This is a genomic window from Acinetobacter bouvetii, from assembly GCF_902753875.1.
Classification (GTDB): Bacteria; Pseudomonadota; Gammaproteobacteria; order Pseudomonadales; family Moraxellaceae; genus Acinetobacter; species Acinetobacter bouvetii_A.
In genome coordinates, this window is record NZ_CADDTS010000031.1 from 59,948 (window position 1) to 83,393 (window position 23,446).

General features: G+C 39.4%; 21 protein-coding genes. 12 read left to right on the top strand and 9 right to left on the bottom strand.

The window, feature by feature from the left end; all coding sequences use genetic code 11:
- Positions 1-7: 7 nt before the first annotated feature.
- The 7 genes from carB (at position 8) to FB6_RS09110 (ending at position 9,168) form a co-directional block, all read left to right on the top strand.
- Positions 8-3,238, top strand: a complete 3,231-nt coding sequence (gene carB / locus FB6_RS09080; protein ID WP_174559691.1) for a carbamoyl-phosphate synthase large subunit — start codon at positions 8-10, stop codon at positions 3,236-3,238.
- Positions 3,239-3,334: 96 nt separating this feature from the next.
- The gene (greA, locus tag FB6_RS09085; RefSeq protein WP_174559692.1) at positions 3,335-3,811 is read left to right on the top strand and encodes a transcription elongation factor GreA; all 477 of its coding nucleotides are present in this window, start codon (positions 3,335-3,337) and stop codon (positions 3,809-3,811) included.
- Positions 3,812-4,253: 442 nt separating this feature from the next.
- The gene (locus FB6_RS09090) at positions 4,254-4,862 is read left to right on the top strand and encodes a CatB-related O-acetyltransferase (RefSeq protein WP_174559693.1); all 609 of its coding nucleotides are present in this window, start codon (positions 4,254-4,256) and stop codon (positions 4,860-4,862) included.
- Positions 4,863-5,138: 276 nt separating this feature from the next.
- The gene (locus FB6_RS09095) at positions 5,139-5,600 is read left to right on the top strand and encodes a hypothetical protein (RefSeq protein ID WP_174559694.1); all 462 of its coding nucleotides are present in this window, start codon (positions 5,139-5,141) and stop codon (positions 5,598-5,600) included.
- 115 nt (positions 5,601-5,715) lie between these two features.
- Positions 5,716-6,423 carry a fimbrial biogenesis chaperone gene (locus tag FB6_RS09100; RefSeq protein WP_174559695.1) on the top strand — a complete coding sequence of 236 codons (708 nt, stop codon included), beginning with the start codon at positions 5,716-5,718 and terminating at the stop codon, positions 6,421-6,423.
- Between the two features lie 9 nt (positions 6,424-6,432).
- Entirely contained in the window at positions 6,433-8,736 is a 2,304-nt protein-coding gene (locus FB6_RS09105; RefSeq protein ID WP_174559696.1) for a fimbria/pilus outer membrane usher protein, read from the top strand.
- Between the two features lie 9 nt (positions 8,737-8,745).
- A complete protein-coding gene (locus FB6_RS09110) occupies positions 8,746-9,168 on the top strand; it encodes a hypothetical protein (protein ID WP_174559697.1) in 423 nt (140 codons plus the stop codon).
- A gap of 123 nt (positions 9,169-9,291) precedes the next feature.
- Here FB6_RS09110 and FB6_RS09115 read toward each other — a convergent pair whose 3' ends face one another.
- Positions 9,292-10,023, bottom strand: coding sequence for a hypothetical protein (locus tag FB6_RS09115; RefSeq protein ID WP_254592220.1), 732 nt, complete (start codon positions 10,021-10,023; stop codon positions 9,292-9,294).
- 607 nt (positions 10,024-10,630) lie between these two features.
- Here FB6_RS09115 and FB6_RS09120 point away from each other — a divergent pair.
- On the top strand, positions 10,631-11,071 hold the full coding sequence (locus FB6_RS09120) for a universal stress protein (RefSeq protein WP_174559698.1): 441 nt from the start codon (positions 10,631-10,633) through the stop codon (positions 11,069-11,071).
- A 66-nt stretch (positions 11,072-11,137) separates the two neighbouring features.
- Here the strand turns inward: FB6_RS09120 and FB6_RS09125 are convergent, their stop codons facing one another.
- Together FB6_RS09125 and FB6_RS09130 are read right to left on the bottom strand one after the other, a co-directional pair.
- Positions 11,138-11,470: an MGMT family protein gene (locus FB6_RS09125; RefSeq protein ID WP_174559699.1), complete on the bottom strand. Its 333-nt coding sequence runs from the start codon at positions 11,468-11,470 to the stop codon at positions 11,138-11,140.
- A 257-nt stretch (positions 11,471-11,727) separates the two neighbouring features.
- A complete protein-coding gene (locus FB6_RS09130; RefSeq protein ID WP_174559700.1) occupies positions 11,728-13,227 on the bottom strand; it encodes a cation:proton antiporter in 1,500 nt (499 codons plus the stop codon).
- 233 nt (positions 13,228-13,460) lie between these two features.
- Here FB6_RS09130 and FB6_RS09135 point away from each other — a divergent pair, with 233 nt between their 5' ends.
- Entirely contained in the window at positions 13,461-14,018 is a 558-nt protein-coding gene (locus tag FB6_RS09135) for a hypothetical protein (RefSeq protein ID WP_174559701.1), read from the top strand.
- 54 nt (positions 14,019-14,072) lie between these two features.
- Here the strand turns inward: FB6_RS09135 and ypfJ are convergent, their stop codons facing one another.
- Together ypfJ and FB6_RS09145 are read right to left on the bottom strand one after the other, a co-directional pair.
- Complete coding sequence (ypfJ, locus tag FB6_RS09140) at positions 14,073-14,978, bottom strand: KPN_02809 family neutral zinc metallopeptidase (protein ID WP_174559702.1); 906 nt, start codon at positions 14,976-14,978, stop codon at positions 14,073-14,075.
- Positions 14,979-15,030: 52 nt separating this feature from the next.
- The gene (locus FB6_RS09145) at positions 15,031-15,957 is read right to left on the bottom strand and encodes a DUF808 domain-containing protein (protein ID WP_174559703.1); all 927 of its coding nucleotides are present in this window, start codon (positions 15,955-15,957) and stop codon (positions 15,031-15,033) included.
- 196 nt (positions 15,958-16,153) lie between these two features.
- Here FB6_RS09145 and trpS point away from each other — a divergent pair, with 196 nt between their 5' ends.
- Positions 16,154-17,167: a tryptophan--tRNA ligase gene (gene trpS, locus FB6_RS09150; RefSeq protein ID WP_174559704.1), complete on the top strand. Its 1,014-nt coding sequence runs from the start codon at positions 16,154-16,156 to the stop codon at positions 17,165-17,167.
- Positions 17,168-17,518: 351 nt separating this feature from the next.
- On the opposite strand, the gene FB6_RS09155 is transcribed toward trpS, so the two are convergent.
- The 3 genes from FB6_RS09155 to FB6_RS09165 all read right to left on the bottom strand — a co-directional run bounded on the left by FB6_RS09155 (position 17,519) and on the right by FB6_RS09165 (position 21,334).
- Positions 17,519-18,931 carry a capsule assembly Wzi family protein gene (locus tag FB6_RS09155; protein ID WP_174559705.1) on the bottom strand — a complete coding sequence of 471 codons (1,413 nt, stop codon included), beginning with the start codon at positions 18,929-18,931 and terminating at the stop codon, positions 17,519-17,521.
- A 302-nt stretch (positions 18,932-19,233) separates the two neighbouring features.
- A complete protein-coding gene (lysS, locus tag FB6_RS09160) occupies positions 19,234-20,760 on the bottom strand; it encodes a lysine--tRNA ligase (protein ID WP_174559706.1) in 1,527 nt (508 codons plus the stop codon).
- A gap of 136 nt (positions 20,761-20,896) precedes the next feature.
- Entirely contained in the window at positions 20,897-21,334 is a 438-nt protein-coding gene (locus tag FB6_RS09165; protein ID WP_174559707.1) for an SRPBCC family protein, read from the bottom strand.
- Positions 21,335-21,630: 296 nt separating this feature from the next.
- On the opposite strand from FB6_RS09165, the gene FB6_RS09170 reads away from it, so the two are divergent.
- The gene (locus FB6_RS09170; protein ID WP_174559708.1) at positions 21,631-22,137 is read left to right on the top strand and encodes a YqiA/YcfP family alpha/beta fold hydrolase; all 507 of its coding nucleotides are present in this window, start codon (positions 21,631-21,633) and stop codon (positions 22,135-22,137) included.
- Positions 22,138-22,179: 42 nt separating this feature from the next.
- On the opposite strand, the gene FB6_RS09175 is transcribed toward FB6_RS09170, so the two are convergent.
- On the bottom strand, positions 22,180-22,722 hold the full coding sequence (locus FB6_RS09175; protein WP_174559709.1) for an adenine phosphoribosyltransferase: 543 nt from the start codon (positions 22,720-22,722) through the stop codon (positions 22,180-22,182).
- Between the two features lie 533 nt (positions 22,723-23,255).
- Between FB6_RS09175 and rubA the strand changes: the two genes are divergently transcribed.
- Positions 23,256-23,420, top strand: coding sequence for a rubredoxin RubA (rubA, locus tag FB6_RS09180; RefSeq protein ID WP_005179369.1), 165 nt, complete (start codon positions 23,256-23,258; stop codon positions 23,418-23,420).
- Positions 23,421-23,446 lie beyond the last annotated feature (26 nt).

The following is a 23,446-nucleotide window of genomic DNA, read 5'->3' on the forward strand; positions in this document are numbered from 1 at the left end:
AAGCATCATGGCTAAACGTACAGACATTAAAAGCATCTTAATTATTGGTGCTGGTCCGATTGTGATCGGTCAAGCATGTGAGTTTGACTACTCAGGTGCTCAAGCTTGTAAAGCCCTTCGTGAAGAAGGCTACCGTGTTATTTTGGTGAACTCTAACCCAGCAACCATTATGACTGACCCTGCTATGGCAGATGCAACTTACATCGAGCCGATTACTTGGCAAACTGTAGCTGCAATCATTGAGAAAGAACGCCCAGACGCAGTTCTTCCGACAATGGGTGGTCAAACAGCATTGAACTGTGCACTTGCACTTGATGCCAACGGTATTTTAGAAAAATACAATGTTGAATTGATTGGCGCGACTAAAGAAGCAATCGAAAAAGCGGAAGACCGTAAACTTTTCGATATCGCAATGCGCAAAATCGGTTTGGAATGCCCTCGCGCTGACGTTGCAGAAAGCATGGAACACGCACTTGAAATTCAAGCACGTTTCGGCTTCCCTGTCATTATCCGTCCATCATTTACAATGGGTGGTTCAGGTGGTGGTATCGCTTACAACCGTGAAGAATTCATTGAAATTTGTGAACGTGGTTTCGATCTTTCTCCAACTAAACAATTATTGATCGATGAATCTCTAATTGGTTGGAAAGAATACGAAATGGAAGTTGTTCGTGACAAAAACGACAACTGTATCATTGTATGTACAATCGAAAACTTTGACCCAATGGGCGTGCACACTGGTGACTCAATCACTGTTGCCCCTGCGCAAACGCTTACAGACAAAGAATTCCAACTTCTACGTAATGCATCTTTAGCTGTACTTCGTGAAATTGGTGTTGAAACTGGCGGTTCTAACGTTCAGTTCGGTATCAACCCGAAAGACGGCCGTATGGTTGTGATCGAGATGAACCCACGTGTTTCTCGCTCATCTGCACTTGCATCTAAAGCAACTGGTTTCCCAATTGCGAAAATCGCTGCGAAATTGGCTGTAGGTTATACCCTTGATGAATTGAAAAACGACATCACTGGCGGTACAACTCCTGCATCGTTCGAACCTGCGATTGACTATGTTGTAACGAAGATTCCTCGTTTCAACTTCGAGAAATTCCCACAAGCTGACGCAACGCTTACAACTCAGATGAAATCTGTGGGTGAAGTAATGGCAATTGGCCGTAACTTCCAAGAGTCTGTATCTAAAGCGCTTCGTGGTCTTGAAGTGGGCGCATGCGGTTTTGATGAAAAAATCGCTGTAGGCACTGAAGGCGCGCGTGAAAAAATTCTTGTTGAACTTAAAGTTCCAGGTCCAGAGCGTATCTGGTACGTGGGTGATGCATTCCGTCACGGTTTCACACTTGATGAAGTATTTGAAGCAACCAAAATTGACCGTTGGTTCTTGATTCAAATCGAAGACATGATCAAAACTGAAAACCAAATCAAAACTTTAGGTTTTGGTGATTTGAACGCGGACAATATCCGTTCATTCAAACGCAAAGGTTTATCTGATCTTCGCATTGCGGACTTGATGGGTATTTCACAAAAACAATTCCGTAAACACCGTTGGAACTTGGGCGTAACCCCAGTTTACAAACGTGTGGATACATGTGCTGCAGAATTCGAATCTGATACAGCTTACATGTACTCAACTTACGATGAAGAATGTGAAGCGAATCCGTCTGATAAAGATAAGATTATGGTGATCGGTGGCGGTCCTAACCGTATTGGTCAAGGTATCGAATTCGATTACTGCTGTGTACACGCTGCCCTTGCAATGCGTGATGACGGTTATGAAACCATCATGGTGAACTGTAACCCTGAAACTGTTTCAACGGATTACGACACATCAGATCGCTTGTACTTCGAACCAATCACTTTGGAAGATGTGCTTGAAATCGTACGTATTGAGAAACCAAAAGGTATTATCGTTCAGTACGGCGGTCAAACTCCGCTTAAATTGGCTCGTGCTTTAGAAGAAGCGGGTGCGCCAATTATCGGTACATCTCCTGACGCGATTGACCGTGCAGAAGACCGTGAACGTTTCCAACAAATGATTCAACGTCTACAACTTCGTCAACCAAACAACAGCATTGTAAAATCTGCTGAAGAAGGTATGGCTGAAGCAGCGAAAGTTGGCTACCCACTTGTGGTACGTCCTTCTTACGTACTTGGTGGCCGTGCAATGGAAATCGTGTACAACGATGACGAATTGAAACGCTATCTACGTGATGCGGTTCAAGCATCTAACGAAGCGCCAGTATTACTTGACCACTTCCTTGATGATGCCATCGAAGTTGACGTGGACTGCGTATCTGACGGTAAAGACGTTGTGATTGGCGGTATCATGCAGCATATCGAACAAGCAGGTATTCACTCAGGTGACTCAGCATGTTCTATTCCGCCTTACTCTTTATCTCAAGAAGTACAGGACGAAATGCGCCGTCAAACGATTGCGATGGCGAAAGAGCTTGGTGTAATTGGTTTGATGAACGTTCAGTTTGCAGTGAAAGGTACTGACGTATACATTCTAGAAGTGAACCCACGTGCATCACGTACTGTTCCATTCGTATCTAAATGTATCGGTGAATCTCTAGCGAAAGTGGCTGCACGTTGTATGGCAGGTCAATCTCTTGAGTCGCAAGGCTTTACCAAAGAGATTATTCCTGAACACTTCTCTGTAAAAGAAGCAGTGTTCCCATTCAACAAGTTCCCTGGTGTTGACCCGATCCTTGGCCCTGAAATGAAATCTACAGGCGAAGTAATGGGTGTTGGTAAAACATTTGGTGAAGCGTTCTATAAAGCTGTGTTAGGCTCTAACGATCGTTTACCAGGTCTACCAACTGAAGGCGAAGTAAAACATGCATTCTTATCTGTTCGTCATTCTGACAAGCCACGTGCTGTTGGTATTGCGAAACAGTTAACAGATCTTGGCTTCAAAGTACTTGCGACTGGCGGTACTTATGATGTAATTAAAGAAGCGGGTATTGAATGTGAACGTGTGAATAAAGTCACTGAAGGCCGTCCTAATATCGTGGACCGCTTGAAAAATGGCGAAGTTCACCTCATTATCAATACAACCGAAGGCAAACAGGCTCAAGAAGATTCATTCTCGATCCGTCGCTCTGCGCTTCAAGGCAAAGTGTATTACACCACTACCTTGAACGGTGCTGATGCTGTATGCCAAGCTTTAGCAATCAAATTGCCAATGGATGTATACCGCCTGCAAGACCTTACCAAAGGTTAATTAAGTTACCGATAAGTCCCGTCACCTTATCGGTGGCGGGCTTTTTTTCTTTTTTAAACCAGTATTTTTTTAAATACCAAATTATGAGGGACAACAATGCAACGTTATCCTATGACTCCTGAAGGCAAAGAAGCCTTAGAGAAAGAATTACATCAATTAAAAAGTATTGATCGTCCGCGCATCACTGCTGCAATTGCAGAAGCGCGCGAACATGGGGATTTGAAAGAAAACGCGGAATACCACGCTGCCCGTGAACAGCAAGGTTTCTGCGAAGGCCGTATTCAGGACATCGAAGGTAAACTTGGTGCAATGCAAGTGATTGATGTTAAAACACTTGAACAAAACGGTCGTGTGGTTTTTGGTGTAACAGTAACTATTGAAAACTTAGATACTGAAGAGCAAAAGACTTATAAAATTGTTGGCGATGACGAAGCAGACTTTAAGATCAACAAGATCTCTGTGAACTCTCCGATTGCTCGCGGCCTTTTAGGTAAAAATGAAGGTGACGAAGCGAAAATCGTGACTCCACAAGGCGAAGTGGAATACGAAATTGTGAAAGTTGAATACATCTAAGCGTTAGAGATATTCGCTATACAAACCCCTCAAATGAGGGGTTTTTTATGCCCGCAATGTTATACTTTATAAAAAATTGGATAAAAATAAGATGGAAAATCGACTTATTCATGCATTTGTGTATGCCATTTCGGGCTTTTGTTTAGGCTTTGTTCTGATGACATTTTGGGATGTCTCAAGCCATACTCAAATCAATCCTTTTAGAATTGTGCTGTACTGTACTTTATTTTTTGCAGTTTGGGGATTTGTCTTTCCCAATAGTGTCAAAGGCATTTTCATGGCGCTTTGGAACTTATTTAAGTAGATCAATCATAAACATCCCCGTCTAAATACCTTTTTTCACAGTCATCTATTTGTAGTTTACATCTCCCCAACCCCCTCTTTTCCAAAGAGGAGCTGAACTGCGATATAATCCCCCATCCCTTTCCTACACGCTGCAACCATGTCTGAAAAGTTAATCAATTCCCCTGTGAATCACTGGTGCGAGTTCGAGTTCATTTCGAAAACAGTGAAGAATCCGAATATTCATATTAAGGGGAATTATTCTTACTACTCAGCCTATTGGGATCAAGGCTTCGAGCGTTGTGTTGTGCGTTATCTGCATGACAAGCCTGCGACTCCAGAGAAACCCATTGATCAACTGTATATCGGCAATTTCGTCTGTTTTGGCGCGGAATGCGTGATTATGATGGGTGGCAATCAATTGCATCGTACCGACTGGATTTCAGCCTTTCCGTTCGATACACGCAGTTTTGTGCCTGCTGGCGATACAGTCATTGGTGATGGCTGCTGGATTGGCTCACGCGCCATGATTATGCAGGGTGTGAAGTTAGGTGAAGGTGCTGTAGTCGCAACAGGTTCTGTAGTGACTAAAGATGTGCCACCTTATGCCATTGTAGGCGGTGTGCCTGCAAAAATTATTAAATACCGTTTTCCTGCGGATGATATAGAAAAACTGCTTTCTCTTAAAATTTATGACTTAGATGAAAAGGAATTTTTAAAAATGCGTGAACAGTTTCAGACGGGTGACATAAAATCTCTATTTAAATAAGATTAAAAAATAGGGAATTAAATGACAGATAAACAGCATTTTTTATATAAATATATAGTAATATTTAATTCTTAAAACTGGCATTATGCCTAATACAACACGATACCACTCCCCAAAGCCACCAAAAATAAACAGTTAATTTCTAATAAAAATCAATTATTTCACACAATCAATATACCTATTTTTAGTGATAGACTTTTTTTATTGGATCAATAAAATTCAGCGCAGATAAAATTATTTATCTACTTAAAAGAAACAAAACGAAAAAGGTTAAAAATGAAAATTAATAAATTAGCATTAGTATTACTGGCAATTGGGGTATGTGGATCTGCTCAAGCGGATACAGCAACTGCAAGCATTGAGCTCAGCTTAACCATTCCAAAAAAATGCACGATTGCGACTCCAACAACCAAGCTTCTCATTCCAACAACAGGGGCAACAGCGTCTACAAACTATAGCGTGACTTGCAATACTGGCTACAGCATTGGCACAAAAGCGGACAACTACAGCACAGCAGACTGGAGTACACATGTGAAAAATGGCAACTTATCTTTGCCGACTTTGATTGGTACTAAAGGGCCAAACAACTCTAATATCGGCATCATGAATCCAGCTACAAGCTTTGCAGGCAGTAGTGTTGATACATTTACCCTTTCTGCTGGGCTGAAAAATGCAATTACAGCAATAACAACAGCTGGTACATATACGGATCAATACCGCATTACAGTGACTTATTAAAATAATGTAAAAGTTAAAAGGCTTTATATAAAGCCTTTTAACTCATTCTGATCATAAATTAAAAATGTGAATATAAAAAATCAATAAAATTACAGGCTATAAAATGAAGTTAAAAATGAAAAATATATCTATATTTTTATTCTCAATATTTTATATAAATTCAAGTTTTGCCAATATTACCATCAGCCCTGTAATTTTAGAAATAAATGCTAAAAATGAAACTCGCAGTACATCTATTTTACTGGAAAATGCTGAAGATGGCGTCAGCCATATTTATGAAGTCACTCCCTATAAATGGACGCAGAATCAATTAGGAGAAGACCAGCTAGAGCCAGCCAGCGATATTGTTATCAATCCAAGAACAATTCAATTGAACAAAGGTGATCAACGCAGTGTACGCATCGGTTTCAGACAAAAATTAAGTGAAATGGACTTAAAACAAGAACAAAGTTGGCGTCTGCTTTTTCAAGAAATTGAATCGCCTCTGGAAAACACAGGAATTGGCATTAACGTTAACTTCAGCATACCGCTATTTGCGGCAGAAAAGCCAAATACGACTTCACCAAACCTCGAAGCCATTTTAGATGAAAAAACTGCCACATTAAAAATTAGAAACTTAAATGCATATCACATCAAAATTATGGGTATTGATCTAATCAATAAGGAAGGAGCTACCTCTGAATCCTTTCCTCAACTGAAATATATTCTGGCAAATCAAGAAATGATCTTAAATCTTCGAAAGAGCGATGCTGACCAAAACATTAAAGCACAGATCAAAATTGATCAAATTGATAAGCCTTTACTGTTGCCAATACACAAGTAAAGCACCCCCATGAAGAAACAACTTGTCATTTGCCTATCAATGGCTGTCATGCCTTGCTATACGCAGGCTGAAACAGCACATGAAGAATTTATGGCCACGCTGTACATTAATCAAATCGATCAAAAAACGGATCTTCTGATCATAAAAAAAGATCAGCAATGGTTAACCGCATGCCAAGACTTGGCTAACACCTTTCTTGATCTACAAGCATTAACTAAAGTCACCGTTGCCGGCCAATCCTATTGTATGTTGAATACCGCCCCAATTACGGCCGAATTTAATGATGCTCAGCAAAGCTTGCAGATGCACGTTCCACCATCATTCATGCAAAATTCTGAACAAAAAAATAATCACCCAAATCTAGCTGCTGCCAGTGCGCCATTTGGTGGATATCTCAATTATGATGCGCTATACAAAAAAATATCCCAGCAGCAGAGCTACAATGAATTCGGTTTAAAAAACGATCTAAGCCTGTTCAAAGATAATCTTTTATTTAAAAACTCTACCCTATTGCATCACAGCAATAAGGCAAACGAAACACAAGATCAATTCACACGTTTATTCACTCAATTTAGTTTGGAGCAGCCCAACCACCTCACCACACTGCAGATTGGTGACAGCATTTCACCTTCAAGCCCTGTCAGTAGAGGGGTTTATTTTGCAGGACTGCAGTATGGCACTTCATTTATGCAACGCCCCGGCTTCGTTTATTGGAATATTCCTTCTATTGTCGGCAGCGCCCTGACCCCGTCTACGGTAGATTTATATATTAATGGCATAAAAAACTACAGCACCAAAGTCAATCCTGGTGAATTCAACATTCAAAGTGGTGCATTATTCAATGGCGATGGCAAAGGGCAAATGATCATTGAAGATGTGCTTGGCAATAAAACCGTACAGGATTTTGATTTAAGCGTAACGGATCAACTGTTACGCAAAGGTCTGCAAGACTACAATATTTCGGCAGGACGGCTACGTTATAATTTTGATGAAGACAGCAATGACTATCGTGATTATTTTACCAGTGTTTACTTTCGCACGGGGTTAACCGATACGCTTAACCTAGGCTTTAGCGCCAACTATCTTAAGGATCTGCAAAATTTCGGTGCATTCTCCAGCCAATATGTCCCTCATTTAGGAATGATTACGCTTGGCGCAGCATACAGCCATGCCAATTCTGCGAATGGACAAAAGTTCAATCTGGGCATTTCAAAAAATGCGTCCTATTTTAATTTGGGTTTCAACACAGAATATAACTCTGAACACTTTAAAACGATGGGCATGGACGATTCACAAAATTTGCCTAAATTTGATCACTTGCTTTATGCCGGCCTGAATCAGATTCCTTTCATTGGGCATTTAACTTTTAACTATGTTGAACAGTCACAATATAAAAAAAGTAACTTGAGTGATAAAAGAATATTTTCCCTCAGAGGTGGTAAAGCACTTTTTTCTTCATTATATTTTAACTATGGCTTGAGCTATGAAAATCAAAGTAAAGATAAACTGCTCTTTGATCTGGCCTTTTCATATCAGTTCGACAATAAGCATTCAGCTTATCTCAGCAAAAATAACAGTGCTCTATATGCAGCCATTAATAAAACAGATCTAGCCCTGACGGGTTTCGATTACAGCGCTAGTGTTGGAAAAAATCATGAAAGCACTATTTTCAATACAGATACGACATTAAAAAAATCTTTTGGCGACTTAAACTTGCGTTATTCCAACAACCAAGATGCCTACCAAGCGCAAGCAGATTTCCAGGGTGCATTCGTTTTCCTCGATCACAGTATAGGCTTGACCAAATCTATTGAGTATCCATTTGCATTGGTTAGACTTTCAAATCAGGAAAATATTGATATTTATAAAAATAATGAATTCGTAGGTAAAACCAACAAAAAAGGTGAATTATTTGTACACCGCTTAATTGCCTATGCAAATCATGATATTTCTTATGATCAGAATCAGCTTCCGATTGAATATGAAACACCAATTTTAAATAGAAATCTTGTACCTTACGATTTGCGAGGCTATGTAGTAGACCTTCCAATCATTCGCTCATTTGATCTCAGCTTTAAATTAACAGACTTTCAAGGTGCTGCAATCCCCGCAGGTAGTATGATCAGCTATGCTCAAAATCCTGATCATTCAGTGCCAGTCGGTTCGCAAGGTATAGTCACAATATACGGATTAAAAGAGTCTACGCAATACACGTTTACGGTCAAAACTGGCCCAGAACAGCACTGCACGTTTAGCTATTTGACTGCTGCTTTTAACAATAACAATACGCTGATTCCAGCCACCTGCAGATAAAGGGAAAACATGAAAAAAATAATTCAATATCTTACGATATCTATACTGCTTGGTTTCAGCAGTATGGCACTGTACGCACAGGGATGTAGCCTTTCATCGTTTACCTCCCAGAATTTAGTGTTCTCTGCACAGCAGTTTAGTACTGCTAATTTTGCTTTTAACATTAATTGCCAATCCCCATACAATGTGAGATTCAGCAATGCAAATCCTGCTTCTAATGAGGGTATAGGCTATTTAAGCGATCAACAGCATAAAATTAAAACTAAAATGTCAGCGCGTAGTGATTGGAACATTCCTTGGAATACCTCGGTTATGCAAGTAAATAACAGCAACAACCATTATGTAGTAACGGTCGCTATTGTAGATGCTATTAAAGCAACCACTCCTGCTGGAATTTATAAAGACAGAATTCAAGTCAATATTGAATACTAAATTCACCTTTGAATTACTGCATTAGACTTGATCAAATACTCCTCTCAAAATATGAGATGAAAAGTAGTTTAACAATGCGTGAGCAGTTGCAGACGGAGGATATTTCATCGCTACTGCATTCCTTTAATGCTCTTGAATAAAAGGGATTAGCGTCAAGCTCCACTGTTTATATTCATCGATTTTATTATTTTTAAGCCAGTTTATATTTAAATAACTTAAACGCCATTCATAATAAGCCAATCCTATATCCCTATAGCTGATCTTAAGTATGGTTGCCGTCTGATCTTCACAATAATTATTCTTTTCGTCTTTCATATCTCGGTAGCAGGAGAGTCGATTCTGGTACTCGTAGAAAGGTAGATGTTCAAAGACTAGCTTTGTTTTTCCTTTTGGAAGTAATTGAATAAAATCCACATTCTGCTCACCACTATCATCACCCAGAGAGTTTGAAATCCCACCATAAACCAAGGCAACGGCATAATTATGCTTATTTAAAGGGTAAAGTGCAGGATGAAGATAAGTTATCGGCTTATGATCCTCCTGAATTGCAAATACCGGCTGATACTCGGCTAAATCCCAATGCTCCATAATTCTATATAGCCCACTCTGTTTTAAAAGCTGGGTGATTCGCAATTTGTCATCAATCAAATAATAATATGTCTGATTTGCAATTTTGACTGACCAGAGTCTGGCATTCGCCTCATGACATTCAGATTTTAATTGTTGGCAAATTTTCCTGAGTTCAGTTGCAGAAATATCTTCTTTTTGAAAAGTCAATGATTGTATTGAATCGGCAGCGCAGACAGGAAAAGTAATAAATATAATAAATAGTTGTAGAATTAATTTTTGCATCATTATTCATATTCTTATCATGATTTTATTTGAGCGATTGTAAAGTGTTTCAGTTCTTCCTCCAAGTGCACCTCAAAATTGAGGCATAAAAAACTACTCAATCAGAGTGGGTTTTCAGAATATGGTGGCTATGACAAGACTTAAACTTGTAACCCCTATATTATGAGTGAAGCATCCTAACCAACTGGGCTATCCTATAAATAACTCACCAATCCATTAAGTTTCTCCCCCTAGACGTTTCCAATCCCAAAGATCACGCTGCCAATTCAATTGATTTTTTTCAGTCATTTCTATTTCATTATTAATAAGTTACCACTTATATGATATGACAATTTTAAAGAGCCGTTCACATCTATTTTTAAACATGGTTGCAAATAAAAAATCCGCTTACAATTTCATCAGACTTTAGTTTTAAACCTGCCAATTCTTAAACAAATTCATGTTAGATTAAATTATAAATAATTTCTTATGGTGCCAATTATCCATATGAAATTACTAGGTTTTATTTTATTAAAAATACAGTTAGTATCAAATTTCAAACGGTTTTATTGAACAAAAAATCATAGTCTTAATGTATACGTTTTAGCAATGATTATAAGGAGAAATACACATGGCTTATCAGAATATTTTAGTCCCTGTTGACGGTTCAGAAACAGCTTATGCAGCGGTCGCAAAAGCAACTGAGTTTGCTAAAGCATTTGGCAGTAAAGTGACAGTGGTTCAGGTCTTGGCGCTTGATCCATATATTGCAGCAGAATACATTTCTGCGAATCAAACCAATGACTTGATTGAACGCGCACGTACTGCAATTATTGAATCGCTTGATGCAGCAAAAGCAAAATTCAATGAACAAGGCCTTGCAGTTGAAACTAAACTTCTTGAAGGACAAGTGATTCATCGTGAAATTGTAAAAGCTGCTGAAGACATGCACGCCGATCTGATCATTATTGGTTCACATGGCCGTACAGGTTTGAAAAAATTATTCTTGGGTAGCGTGGCGCAAAGTGTACTGGGAGAATCTCATATTCCAGTACTGATTGTCCGCGAATAATATTCCTTCTGAATTTCCCATCTTGTTTCAAGGTGGGAAATATCTTATTGATTAAATTTTCTATTTTTATCCGCCATTCATCCATTGATACTGTTTTAAATTGATTTTATCTCCAATCACCATCACCCCTTCTGCTAGCAATTTTGTGCGCTGAATATTTTCACCCTGTCCATCTAATTTACTTAGGCTAATTTTTCCTTGTGAATTAATCACCCGATGCCAGGGAATTTCACTTGCCTGATCCAGATGCTTTAGTACATAACCCACTAAACGTGCATGTTTGGGCAAACCTGCCATCTTGGCAATCTGACCATAGCTAGCGACTTTTCCATAAGGAATTAGAGCCACGACTTGCAGAATTTGACGCGCCAATTCATCGCTAGAAGCATTCTGAGGCATACATCATCCTTTCAGTAGTAGATTGAAATGTACTGCTTCCCTTGGAAAATACGATTTCAACCAATCATCCTGTTCATTTAACAAATCTATCGATATTGCTATTCCATCAACTCGACTGGATTGTAACCACTTTAAAATCCTATCTTAAAACAACTAAAATTCTAAACTGAGAGGTTGAGTATGAACACCTCTTGATCTTCTTACATTAAAAAAGCCCGTTGAGGGCTTTTTATAAGGGTTTGAGAATTAATTGAAAATTAAAAGTTATCCGGACTTTCCAGACGTTTCACCACCTGAACTTTTTCTGGATTATGCATCACAGCCACACCATCTTCAGCTTTTTCATCAATCAAGGCATCCGGGTTATATACCGTAATGGTTTCATTCCCGTTGGCATCTTCACCGACAATATACTGAAAGCCTTTCTTATTCATTTTGTGGCACATACGTTGATACCAGCCCTTAAAACCTTCCGTTTCTTCATTCGGATTGTAATAAAAGGCATTCATCACGGCGGGTAAACCCAAGCCACAAACCAAGCCGGACATTAATACCGCAATAAAAGTATATCCAATCAAAATACTGCTGTATTCACTCAGTTCAGGAATATTCGCTACCGCAAGAATCAAAGCGAGCGAGATACCACCACGCACGCCACCCCAGGAAAGAATAGCCAAACTGCCGTTATAGCTTTTGTGTCGAAAGCTGGGGAAAAAAGCAAATGACAAATAGTTTGCTGCAAAGCGTGAAGCGTGCAGAATAAAGAACGCGACAATACCGCCCAGAATCAGGCTAATGCTCAAATCTAGAATAAACAGTTCCAGTCCAATCAAGGTAAACAAGAAGGAATTGATGATGCCTTCAACGGTATGCCAAAAGTGGTTTACTTCACGAATTTCACGTTCCTGTAAGATTTCTTTCCATTTGTTACCCACGACCAAGCCGCCAATCACGCAGGCAATAGGTGCTGAAGCATGTGCAAATAATGCCACCAGATAAGAACCACAAGCCAGCAGTGCCGTGGTGAGAATTAAAGATTCCATTTCATGTTTGCCACGAAGTAATCTTAAAATTCCCAGACCAAAACCCCATCCAATAATAATGGCTACAACAATCTCGTAAAGTAAGGTTTCCAGCGTTCCAATAATGGTAAAGTGCTCACCCTGCAATACATACAATAAGGTCATGAACACAGCGATACACATGGCATCATTAAACAATGATTCGCCTTCAAGTTTGACGATCAGATGATGCGGCGCACGTACCGAACTGAGCACACCTTTAATCCCAATCGGGTCAGTTGCACCCAGCGCAGCACCTAACAGTAACAGCACCAGTAAATCGACATGCTTGCCAGTCAGGAACTGATAACCATACAGTGTCACCCCAAAAAACACCGCACAGAGCACTAGCGCAATACTGGCCAAGATACTAATGGGCTTCCAGTGACTTTTTAAATCTGAGACTTTAAATTTTAAAGCGGAAGAGGTCAGGATAAAACAAATCACGCCATTAATTAAAAAGTCATAAAAATCAATATGACGAACTGCTTCTTCAATATTGTGAATATTGATGGTGATAAACTGGTTACCACTAAGTAAGCTCGCGCCCCACTGTAAAATAAAGACAAAAATGGCCGAAACAATAGGCACACCAATCGCTTGAGGGAAACCCAAGATCCGTTTATTAAAAATCGTCGTTGCTATCGAAAGTGCAAAAATGACAGTAAAGACTTGAAGAAAAAAGAAATTTCCCATTAAAGTTCCAACTTGAGCAATTCATTGGAATAAAGCGAACGTAGCCAACCATTTCCAAGTAAATATTTAATTAAATAACATTTATTAATCGAATTAGTTTAACGATTTTTTTATCATCAAACAAAATAGTTAAGTTTTTTTACATATTTTTAGCAATGATTTAACATAGCCCTGCATTTCTATCTTAGTGTACCTACGCTTTCTTTTATTTCTACATAAAGTTGAATTAAATCATGCATCAAACAGTTAAAACCCTATTTCGACTTTTTTTTGCACTGGTTATTTTTCTGATTACTCTGGCTTTATGGTTGAGTGTCTTTTCAAAAAGTAAGGAAATTTTCCAGGCTGATCAACTGTTCCAACAAGCCAAGCAAATCTCACTTAAATCTACGTCCCAAGAGCAACTGGTTTTAGTGTCAAATAATCAATCACCAGATCAGACCATTTACATTGTGATTGCCCAAAACGGATATATTGCTGAGCTGCCTTGTGAACACTACCTAAAAGATATCTGCACAGATGAATACAATCAGCAGCATACCCGCCAAATCAAGCAACTAGACTTGTTGAAAGTTGGCCAGAACCAATATATACAGCAGATCAGTTACCAAGATAGCCGCACTCAAAAACAGCAACAATGGTTCTATTCCAAACAGCAAATTCAGCAATTTTATCAGGCTGACATCGACAGCTTAAAATATCACATTTTCAGCATCCTGCTTTTTGCTCTGGCAGCGCTATATGTCTCGATTCGAATACTGCGTAACTTTAAAAAGTTTATTCATCGTTAAACAAGCAAATAAAAAAAGAGGATTGAACATCCTCTTTTTCATATTTCATTGATTTTAAATCGCTTGATTAAAAGTATCACAGTCATTGATATTTCCAGATTTCAAACCAATTTGAAACCATTTCATCCTTTGCTGACTACTACCGTGGGTAAAACTATCCGGGACTACCTGCCCAGTTGAGCGCTTCTGTAAATAGTCATCGCCAATTTTATGCGCTGCATCCATGGCTTCCTCAATATCCCCCTGTTCCAGGAACTGAGTACGTTGCTGATTATGATGCGCCCAGATACCGGCAAAACAGTCAGCCTGTAATTCCTGACGTACTGATAACTGATTACCTTGTACTTCACTGCTTTGAGCACGGGCTTTTTGTACTTGTTCAGAAATACCTAATAGTGTTTGTACATGATGACCGACTTCATGTGCCACCACATAAGCTTGAGCAAAATCACCTGCCTGATCCTGACGCGACAATTCAGTCGAGTTTTGCTCACCTGAAATACCCATCTGCTCTTTCATATCCTTAAAGAAAGCCGTATCGATATAGACTTTTTGATCAGTCGGGCAGTAAAAAGGTCCCATGGCTGATTGAGCTGTACCACAACCTGAATTCACCATTCCACTAAACATAACCAACTTGGGTGCTACATATTGTGCATTTAATTGCTGCTGAAATACTTGTGACCAGGTGTCTTCTGTGTCGGCTAAAACCGTACCTACAAAATCCATGGCTTCCTGCTGTTCCGGAGTAGGATTATCTAATCCCTTGGTTTCAGCCGATTGGGATTGAGAAGTCACCTGTTTGGTTGCCTGATAAGCCTGCTGCGGGTCTACGCCAAAAAACTTCCAAGCTACAAAAGCCACTACAAGCCCTAGAATACTGATGCCACCAGCCTTAGCTCCACCGCCGCCGCGGCGATCCTCTACATTTGTACTTACACGACGTCCTTTCCAACGCATAGTGATATTCCTTATAGTTTTCGCTATTAGCTTATTTTGAGGGCTTTCCTGATTATGCCTGCTTCGACTTAGACCTAAACTTTTGAATCATCGAGATCACCAGCAAAACCAGTAAACCGGCAACAAAACCAATGCCCAGATTAATTAAAGTGGGAGTCAGCGCACCAATAATATTCCCCACTGTTGGAATATGCTGGACGTGATCCACAGAATCTTCAGTAATATGATGGAATAATGGAACCGCATGAGTAATGATTCCGCCACCGACCAAAAACATGGCAATTGTTCCAACAATAGTCAGGGTTTTCATCAGCTTTGGTGCAAAAGCCAGCAAACCACGTCCAATACTTTGTTTCAGATTTGAAGCTTGCTCGGTAAGGTATAAACCCAGATCGTCAATTTTGACAATCATGGCCACAAAGCCATACACCCCTACCGTCATGACTATGGCAATAATTGAAAGCACCATGACTTTGCTAGCAAAAGTAGCGGTTGCCACTGTACCCAATGAAATCACCACAATTTCAGCGGACAGGATAAAGTCGGTACGAATTGCACCCTTAATTTTTTCTTTCTCGAACTTTGCCAAATCAGTTTCAATCGCATTGAATTCTGCTTCAGCTGCTTCTTCAGTCTTGGCTTTTTTATGCTGCAAACTGTGCAGAACTTTTTCCACACCTTCATAACATAAAAATAAACCGCCTATCATCAGTAAGGGATTGATTAACCACGGTGCTACCACGCTAATCAGCAAAGCCAAAGGCACCAAAATCAGCTTATTAACGAATGAACCTTTTGCCACCCCCCAAACCACAGGAATTTCACGCTCCGAACGCACACCGCTCACTTGTTGGGCGTTTAATGCTAAGTCATCCCCCAACACTCCAGCAGTTTTTTTTGCTGCCATTTTACTCATGACAGCAACGTCATCTAAAACTGTGGCAATATCATCCAATAATATTAATAAGCTACTCGCCATTGTTTTTATCCTGAGTATTTGTATTTCCTATATTAAATACAAATACTGAAAAAAACTGTATCAAGATCATTAAATTCTTCGTATTTTTTCAATTTTCTGTTTTTATAGTGCCTGCCATTCAAAAACATTATGCCGTACAATATGGCAAATCATCAGTATATAAATGTAGTGCAAGCTACTTTGGAATAGAGAGATAATGAGTAATCAAGACAATCGTCCTGTTATTTTGACTGGCGACCGCCCAACCGGACAACTTCATTTAGGTCATTTTGTGGGTTCTTTACGTTCACGCGTAGGTTTACAGGATTCTCACCATCAACATCTACTCCTTGCCGATGCTCAAGCTTTAACCGATAACGCAGATAACTTTGAAAAAGTACGTCGCAATATTATTGAAGTGGCAACAGACTATTTGGCAGTGGGCATTGATCCAACTAAAACCACTATCTGTGTTCAATCATGCCTGCCGGCATTGAATGAACTCACCATGTTGTATTTAAACTTTGTCACCGTGTCTCGTCTGGAACGCAACCCAACCATTAAATCTGAAATCCAGATGCGTGGCTTTGAGCGTGACATTCCGGCTGGTTTCCTATGCTACCCTGTGGCACAAGCCGCTGACATTACTGCATTCAAAGCGACTGTCGTGCCAGTAGGCGAAGACCAGATTCCAATGATTGAACAGACCAACGAAATCGTGCGTCGTCTGAACCGTCAAATTGGTCATGAGATTTTACCTGAATGTAAAGCTTTACTTTCAAATGTCGGCCGCCTACCTGGTTTCGATGGTAAAGCAAAAATGTCAAAATCTTTGGGCAATACCATTGTGCTAGATGCCTCTGATAAAGACATCAAAAAAGCTGTAAATGCGATGTATACCGATCCAAATCACCTGCGCATTGAAGATCCGGGCCAGGTTGAAGGCAACGTGGTCTTTACTTATCTAGATGCATTCGACACCAACAAAGAAGAGCTGGAAGAGTTAAAAGCCCATTATCGTCGTGGTGGTTTGGGCGATGGTACGGTGAAAAAACGCCTGGAAGGCATTCTAAAAGAATTGATTGGTCCTATCCGTGAACGTCGTATGGAATTACAAAAAGATCCAGATTACATCATGGATATCTTAAAAACCGGTACAGACAAATGCCGTGTGATTACCCAACAAACACTGGATGAAATTAAATCAGGTTTGGGTGTTTTCCATTTCTAAATTCTACTTAATTTGAACCAGCCCTGCTTTCGAAGCGGGGCTTTTTTATGCTGTATATTTTACACTCAAATAGTGAGTACTCAATCACACTAACCATTAGTTATTAACTTTAATTAACACAACGTAACTGAAAGCATCATGAAATGACTCACCATTCATTTTAAGATTTACTAAATGCTTAGAGCTACCCCTAGTTCTAACATTCTCCTTAACCGAAACTGTGCAAACAGATTCGTTGTTCTACGCAATGATCACCCCAATCATTGCGTATTTTTTTGCCTGAATTTATATATATCCAAAATAAATCCGAAATAAAAAATCTCACCGCAGTGAGATTTTTTACAATGAAACTTAATTTCTGAACAACGTTTTGTCGAGAGGGAATTCAACCCCAATAGATGCCCCGCCATTTTGACCATTTACATCTGAATCACTGATCCAGCCATTTAATTTCAAGGGAATATCGGGACGTAAATAATGTGACCAGGTCAGGTCTAAAGCTCTGATTTCATCTTTTCCCGGGAAAGTCTGGTTTGTTGCTCGGTTGGAATCATTGACCTTTGCAAACAATACACGCGTACTCAAACGATTCAAAGGATCAAATCGAATATTGCCACCTACCGAGATCATTTGACCATCTCCTCCCATCGCATGCCCTAAGGGAAAACCATGCTGGTAATGACCATCAGTATAAATATGATGATTATATGAAATGCCTCGGCTATCACCATTGGTACGGGTATCTGCCCACTCGGTATAGAGTTGAAATGGCATATTTCTGAAACTTGAAGAATAGTCGGTCCCTGCAAGATACATTTTTCTGGAAGGTAACAAACCAGCTTCGTCCTCCCCTACATATTGTCCATACACGCTTACAGGTATATTAAATAGAGATTGTAAATTGAAGCGTACATCAATCCCAGCAAGCTGATTGGATTTGTCATCCTCACTGTTATAAAAATTATCATTCCCCTTAATTGCATTCCACAAAGAATCCCAACTTTCTGAACGCCCTTCACCACCCCATTGCAAAATCCGGGATACACCCAATTCCAAATAAGGCAATGGTTGTGCTGTTAAACGCAAACCCAATAAGCGGGTATCTGGTACAGCAGCATATTCATCTAACTGGCCTGCAAAAGCTTGATATTGCCAAGGCCCAATCCAGGAAAGCCATTTGCTTGCAAATGCTTTTTGCTCTGCACGTTGCGCAGTAAATCCATAAACTGGACGACTAGCATCACCACGAATCAAACTGCCATCATGTCCAGGCCCCCAATAAGTTGGAATCTGTCCCGCAATCAACCATTGGTTCCATAACTTTCCTGCAAGATATGAGCCTTCAACATTGACATTTTGACCATTGTCAATTTTTGGATCTTTTTCTGCATTGACCCGGATTTTGGCATCCCAGTTTTCGCCACCTGCATTAAATTCCAAAGCAGCTTGATATTGTGATTTTTGTTTATCAGCAAATTCCTGTGGAATATTTTTTGAATCTGATTCTGCATAAAAACTTGCTTTCAGCATATCATTATCTGCATTGAGAGCCGCCAGCACCGAATCAATCACTTGCTGTTGACTCTCCTGAGTAACCTTAGCTTGCGAAATCGCGCGCTGAATTTCAACGCCACTCATAGGCCAGGTTGATGTGCTAATTTGAATAACACCTTGCTGATTGAGCCAGTTTAAATCAGTTCGCAAACTTTGATTATTTAATACAATCCCTTGTGCCCAAGTTACTGGAACTACCATGGCAGACATACAAAAAGGAAATAATATTTTTAAATGATTCTTAAGTCTTAAATTGTTCAACATATGCTTGATCTTTCTTATATTTACTCAAGCAAATTATTTTTGTGATTTATAACGTTAATATTACACTTTAAAATCATAACTCATACAGATAAAACCAATAAAAACCACAACAAATAAACAGTTTTAATAATAAGCTACATTGTAAACAATTAGAAATATCAACCAATTTATTATTTTACTTTTCACATATATAAAAGTATAAATAATAAAAAACCCGCTCTAAAGCGGGTTTTCAATGTTCATAAAGCTTAGTGTTTATGACGCATATGCGGGAATAAAATTACATCGCGGATACTTGGCGCATTAGCAAATAACATTACCAGACGGTCAATACCAATACCTTGACCGGCTGTTGGAGGTAAGCCGTATTCAAGTGCTTCAATGAAGTCCGCATCATAATGCATCGCTTCATCATCACCAGCATCTTTTTCTGCGACTTGTGCCTGGAAACGTTCTGCTTGGTCAATCGGATCATTCAATTCCGAGAACCCATTGGCTAATTCACGACCACCAATGAAGAATTCAAAACGGTCTGTGATATGCGGGTTATCATCATTACGGCGAGCCAATGGAGAAGTTTCCGCTGGATATTCGGTAATGAAAGTTGGTTGACGGAGTTGAGTTTCAACAGTTTCTTCAAATACGATGGTTTGAAGCTTACCTAAACCAAAACCTGGTTTCACTTGTTCTTTCAATTCTTCCTGAACAAATTTAGCCAGGAATTCACGGTCTGCTACATTTTCAGCCGTGAATTGCGGGTTATGTTCAAGAATCGCATCGAACATTGAAATTTTCTTGAATGGACCTTTGAAGCTATACACTTCTTCACCATAAGGCACATCGGTAGAACCCAAGATATCGATGGCCAATTTCTCAAGCATTTTTTCAGTGAGTTCCATCAAATCCTTATAATCTGCATAAGCTTGATAGAATTCGATCATGGTGAATTCGGGGTTATGACGAGTCGAAACACCTTCGTTACGGAAGTTACGGTTAATTTCGAATACGCGTTCAAAACCGCCGACCACCAAACGTTTCAAGTAAAGTTCAGGCGCAATACGCAAGAACAATGGCATATCCAAGGCATTGTGATGCGTTTCAAATGGACGCGCAGAAGCACCACCTGGAATCACATGCATCATCGGAGTTTCAACTTCCATGAAGCGTTCATTGGTTAAATATGCACGAATACCGGAAACCACTTTGGCACGAATTTCAAAGGTTTTACGTGTTTCTTCGTTGACGATTAAATCCAGGTAACGTTTACGGTATTTCACTTCCGTATCAGTTAGGCCATGGAATTTGTCTGGAAGCGGACGCAGTGATTTAGTCAACAGTTCAAACTGTTCAATGTGCACATACAAATCGCCTTTACCTGAACGGCCAATATAACCTTCTACGGCAATGATATCGCCAAGGTCTAGGCTCTTGATGCTTTCCAGTACTTCAGGCGCAAGCTCTTTACGTGCTACATAAAGCTGGATACGGCCAGTCATGTCTTGAATCACGATGAATGAACCACGGTTCAACATGACACGACCTGCTACTTTCACCTGAACGTGTTCATCAGCTTCAATTTCTTCTTTAGACTTGTCAGCAAATTGTACTTGTAAGTCTTGCGCATAGTCTTCGCGCTTAAATGTGTTTGGCCAAGGGCTTGTTCCCTTCGCCTTAGCATGTTCTTCAATATGCTTTAACTTGGCATGACGCTGTGCAATTAAATCGTTTTCAGAAATCTGCTGTTCAGAAGTCGATTGAGCGTTATGTTGCGTCATCTCTGCCTCGAATATGTATAAAAAACGGAAGGTGCATATCATAGCAGATTTAGTACAAATTTCGAATGACTTATTGCCATACAAATGCACTGATTTGCTAAAAACCAGTTCCATTTCTTCACATAACTAAACATGACTAGGCTTCAGCGAGTTGTTTGACGATCTGAAAACCTTTTTCAAAACCATTTTTCATCATTTCTAGGTATTCTTTAGAAGTATCGACTTCCACCCTGAGTCTGGTTTTTCCGTTCACCTCTTCAAGAAAATATTTCTCTAAAGCCCCTGACCATTTTTTCATTTCTTCACTATCGAAATCTTCCACACCATCTTGAACCATGCCCAAATGCTTAAAGATCACCACTTTAAATTCTTCAATTTGCTCAATCGTCGAGATCATGCCATTGCCTTTGGCATCTGCAAAAAGTGTTTTTCCACCTACCTTCCAATCTGAATGAATGTGGGAATCTGGTGAAAAATAGTAAGTCCACTGACTATAAGTGTCGGGATCCCACAAAATTCGCCAGACTTTCTGCGGGGGTGCTGCAATTAAAATTTCATTATTCAAAACTTCCATAGCCTGACCAATCTGAAGATATGATCTCTCAAGGTAGCGCAATCATTTTTTACAACATAGCCCGGTTTTGTTATTGGGTTTTGAACTGCAAACAACCAGATAATAATGCTTTATTTTTAATCAATTTTTTATTTTGTAAAGTTATTTGGTTTAGTGTTCAAAAATGCATCTTAGACCAAAAGCTAACTTCTTTATTTAAGCAAGTGACTTACAATCAATTTAATAAAAATAGTTGAAAAGGAAACTTTTTCTCTATTTCTATCTTTGTGAATAAAGACAGTGTGAACTAAAAAACAATGACGACATGCACTTCAAAAATCCTGTTTTTGCATGGACTGGATTCTTCCAGAGAATCGACCAAATTCCATGCGATTGATGCGAATCAGAAATATTGCATCAATGTAGATTACCGCAATTTGAATTTTCAAACTGTGTATGAGTTTTATTGTGAAATTATCTCCAAAATTAAACCTGAAATATTAGTCGGACACAGTCTGGGTGCCTATTGGGCTCTTAAAATGTCTGCCTTATGTAAAATTCCAGCCATTATTGCCAACCCTAGCTTAAGTCCAAATTTTCGTGATGACTATCCAGCGATTAATGAAGATGATCTGGAACATGAAATTGCCCAAATTGCTTATCTGGAATTGGGAGATGAAGAGCTGGATATGCATGCCGTACAACAACAACTCGAACCCTATATGCAGGTACAGGCCGTTGAAGGGGGTTATCACCGTTTAGCCCGTCCGGAAAATCTGAATGATCTGATTCAGCACATGCAAACTCATTTTCTGATGAAATAAAAAAGCCTTGGATCAAACCAAGGCTTTTTTAAATGCAGCGAATTAGGCAACTTCTTGTGCAGGTTGAGATTTATCGTCCAATACAGACCATACATCCAAGCCTAAATCGCAATGTAAATCCGGTAAATCAAGGAAAATACTGGCACCCAATACTTGATGATTACATTTACCAACCAATTGTTTCACAGCTTTTAAGGTACCGCCAGTCGCTAATACATCATCAACAATAATCACTTTTTGCGCTTGGATGTTGGCAGACATTTCCAAACGATCCATGCCGTATTCCAGACTATAACCCACACCCACCACTGGTGGCGGTAATTTACCTGCTTTACGAACCAACAATAAACCTTTACCCAAACGCTGCGCCAACAAGCTTGCCAAAACAAAGCCGCGTGCTTCAACCGCAACAAAACTATCCACCTCTTGCAATTTTTCAGCTGGAATGCTGGCAATTAGAGCATCGGTTAATAATTCAATATTTCCCATAAATAATGGGGTCAGGTCAAAAAAACAAATCCCTGGTTTAGGGAAATCTTGGACAGTACGAATGTTAGACCACAAAGTTGTAGACAGATTGCTCATGGGGAGAAAAGTATTTAAAAGAGAATGAGTGAATTTTAACGCTTTACGAAGCCCATGACCAGCAAGTGATCATTTAAAAAACAGCACAAAACAAAACCATAAACACTAAGTGTTTGATTTTTATATATTAATTTTTTAAATAAATAATAGGTATATATTTATCTAATCATAATTTAACAAATCGGTCTGCTTTTTTCTGCACGACCTTAGTCTAAAACGAGAACATTCAAGTTTAATCCGAACAATTTTATAGCCTTTTACATCCCTCCTTCATTCAGGATCGGAGAGTGCATCATCAATAATATGGCGAGAGCAAAATGCGATTTCGGGATTTTTCTGACAAGTTTTGTCCTACTCTGCAATTCTCGTTTCAAATTCTGTTTTTAAACGCGCATATTTGCTTTACATTAGCCACAGAACTGCGTAAAAATTTGCTTGAATATGTGCCTTGAAAGACATATTAAAAGAGTCACGCGATATATGGAATTTTTACTGACTACACCTTTTAATCAGTCAGTGTTTTGGAGAGTTAAATGAAAAAATATCAATGCATCGTTTGTGGATGGATTTATGACGAAGCTGAAGGTTGGCCACAAGACGGTATTGTTGCTGGTACCAAGTGGGAAGATATCCCTGACGACTGGACCTGCCCGGACTGCGGTGTATCAAAAGTTGATTTTGAAATGGTTGAAATCTAATTATTGATCGCAAAGACCATAGTGAA

What these genes read in the sequence shown, in the direction of transcription:
- FB6_RS09120 (WP_174559698.1), top strand. Translation starts at nt 10,631, where the DNA reads ATGGCTTATCAGAATATTTTAGTCCCTGTTGACGGTTCAGAAACAGCT.
- FB6_RS09130 (WP_174559700.1), bottom strand. Translation starts at nt 13,227, where the DNA reads ATGGGAAATTTCTTTTTTCTTCAAGTCTTTACTGTCATTTTTGCACTT.
- FB6_RS09155 (WP_174559705.1), bottom strand. Translation starts at nt 18,931, where the DNA reads ATGTCTGCCATGGTAGTTCCAGTAACTTGGGCACAAGGGATTGTATTA.
- FB6_RS09145 (WP_174559703.1), bottom strand. Translation starts at nt 15,957, where the DNA reads ATGGCGAGTAGCTTATTAATATTATTGGATGATATTGCCACAGTTTTA.
- FB6_RS09125 (WP_174559699.1), bottom strand. Translation starts at nt 11,470, where the DNA reads ATGCCTCAGAATGCTTCTAGCGATGAATTGGCGCGTCAAATTCTGCAA.
- FB6_RS09090 (WP_174559693.1), top strand. Translation starts at nt 4,254, where the DNA reads ATGTCTGAAAAGTTAATCAATTCCCCTGTGAATCACTGGTGCGAGTTC.
- FB6_RS09100 (WP_174559695.1), top strand. Translation starts at nt 5,716, where the DNA reads ATGAAAAATATATCTATATTTTTATTCTCAATATTTTATATAAATTCA.
- rubA (WP_005179369.1), top strand. Translation starts at nt 23,256, where the DNA reads ATGAAAAAATATCAATGCATCGTTTGTGGATGGATTTATGACGAAGCT.
- FB6_RS09095 (WP_174559694.1), top strand. Translation starts at nt 5,139, where the DNA reads ATGAAAATTAATAAATTAGCATTAGTATTACTGGCAATTGGGGTATGT.
- FB6_RS09105 (WP_174559696.1), top strand. Translation starts at nt 6,433, where the DNA reads ATGAAGAAACAACTTGTCATTTGCCTATCAATGGCTGTCATGCCTTGC.
- FB6_RS09165 (WP_174559707.1), bottom strand. Translation starts at nt 21,334, where the DNA reads ATGGAAGTTTTGAATAATGAAATTTTAATTGCAGCACCCCCGCAGAAA.
- ypfJ (WP_174559702.1), bottom strand. Translation starts at nt 14,978, where the DNA reads ATGCGTTGGAAAGGACGTCGTGTAAGTACAAATGTAGAGGATCGCCGC.
- FB6_RS09170 (WP_174559708.1), top strand. Translation starts at nt 21,631, where the DNA reads ATGACGACATGCACTTCAAAAATCCTGTTTTTGCATGGACTGGATTCT.
- greA (WP_174559692.1), top strand. Translation starts at nt 3,335, where the DNA reads ATGCAACGTTATCCTATGACTCCTGAAGGCAAAGAAGCCTTAGAGAAA.
- FB6_RS09110 (WP_174559697.1), top strand. Translation starts at nt 8,746, where the DNA reads ATGAAAAAAATAATTCAATATCTTACGATATCTATACTGCTTGGTTTC.
- lysS (WP_174559706.1), bottom strand. Translation starts at nt 20,760, where the DNA reads ATGACGCAACATAACGCTCAATCGACTTCTGAACAGCAGATTTCTGAA.
- trpS (WP_174559704.1), top strand. Translation starts at nt 16,154, where the DNA reads ATGAGTAATCAAGACAATCGTCCTGTTATTTTGACTGGCGACCGCCCA.
- FB6_RS09115 (WP_254592220.1), bottom strand. Translation starts at nt 10,023, where the DNA reads ATGATGCAAAAATTAATTCTACAACTATTTATTATATTTATTACTTTT.
- carB (WP_174559691.1), top strand. Translation starts at nt 8, where the DNA reads ATGGCTAAACGTACAGACATTAAAAGCATCTTAATTATTGGTGCTGGT.
- FB6_RS09135 (WP_174559701.1), top strand. Translation starts at nt 13,461, where the DNA reads ATGCATCAAACAGTTAAAACCCTATTTCGACTTTTTTTTGCACTGGTT.
- FB6_RS09175 (WP_174559709.1), bottom strand. Translation starts at nt 22,722, where the DNA reads ATGAGCAATCTGTCTACAACTTTGTGGTCTAACATTCGTACTGTCCAA.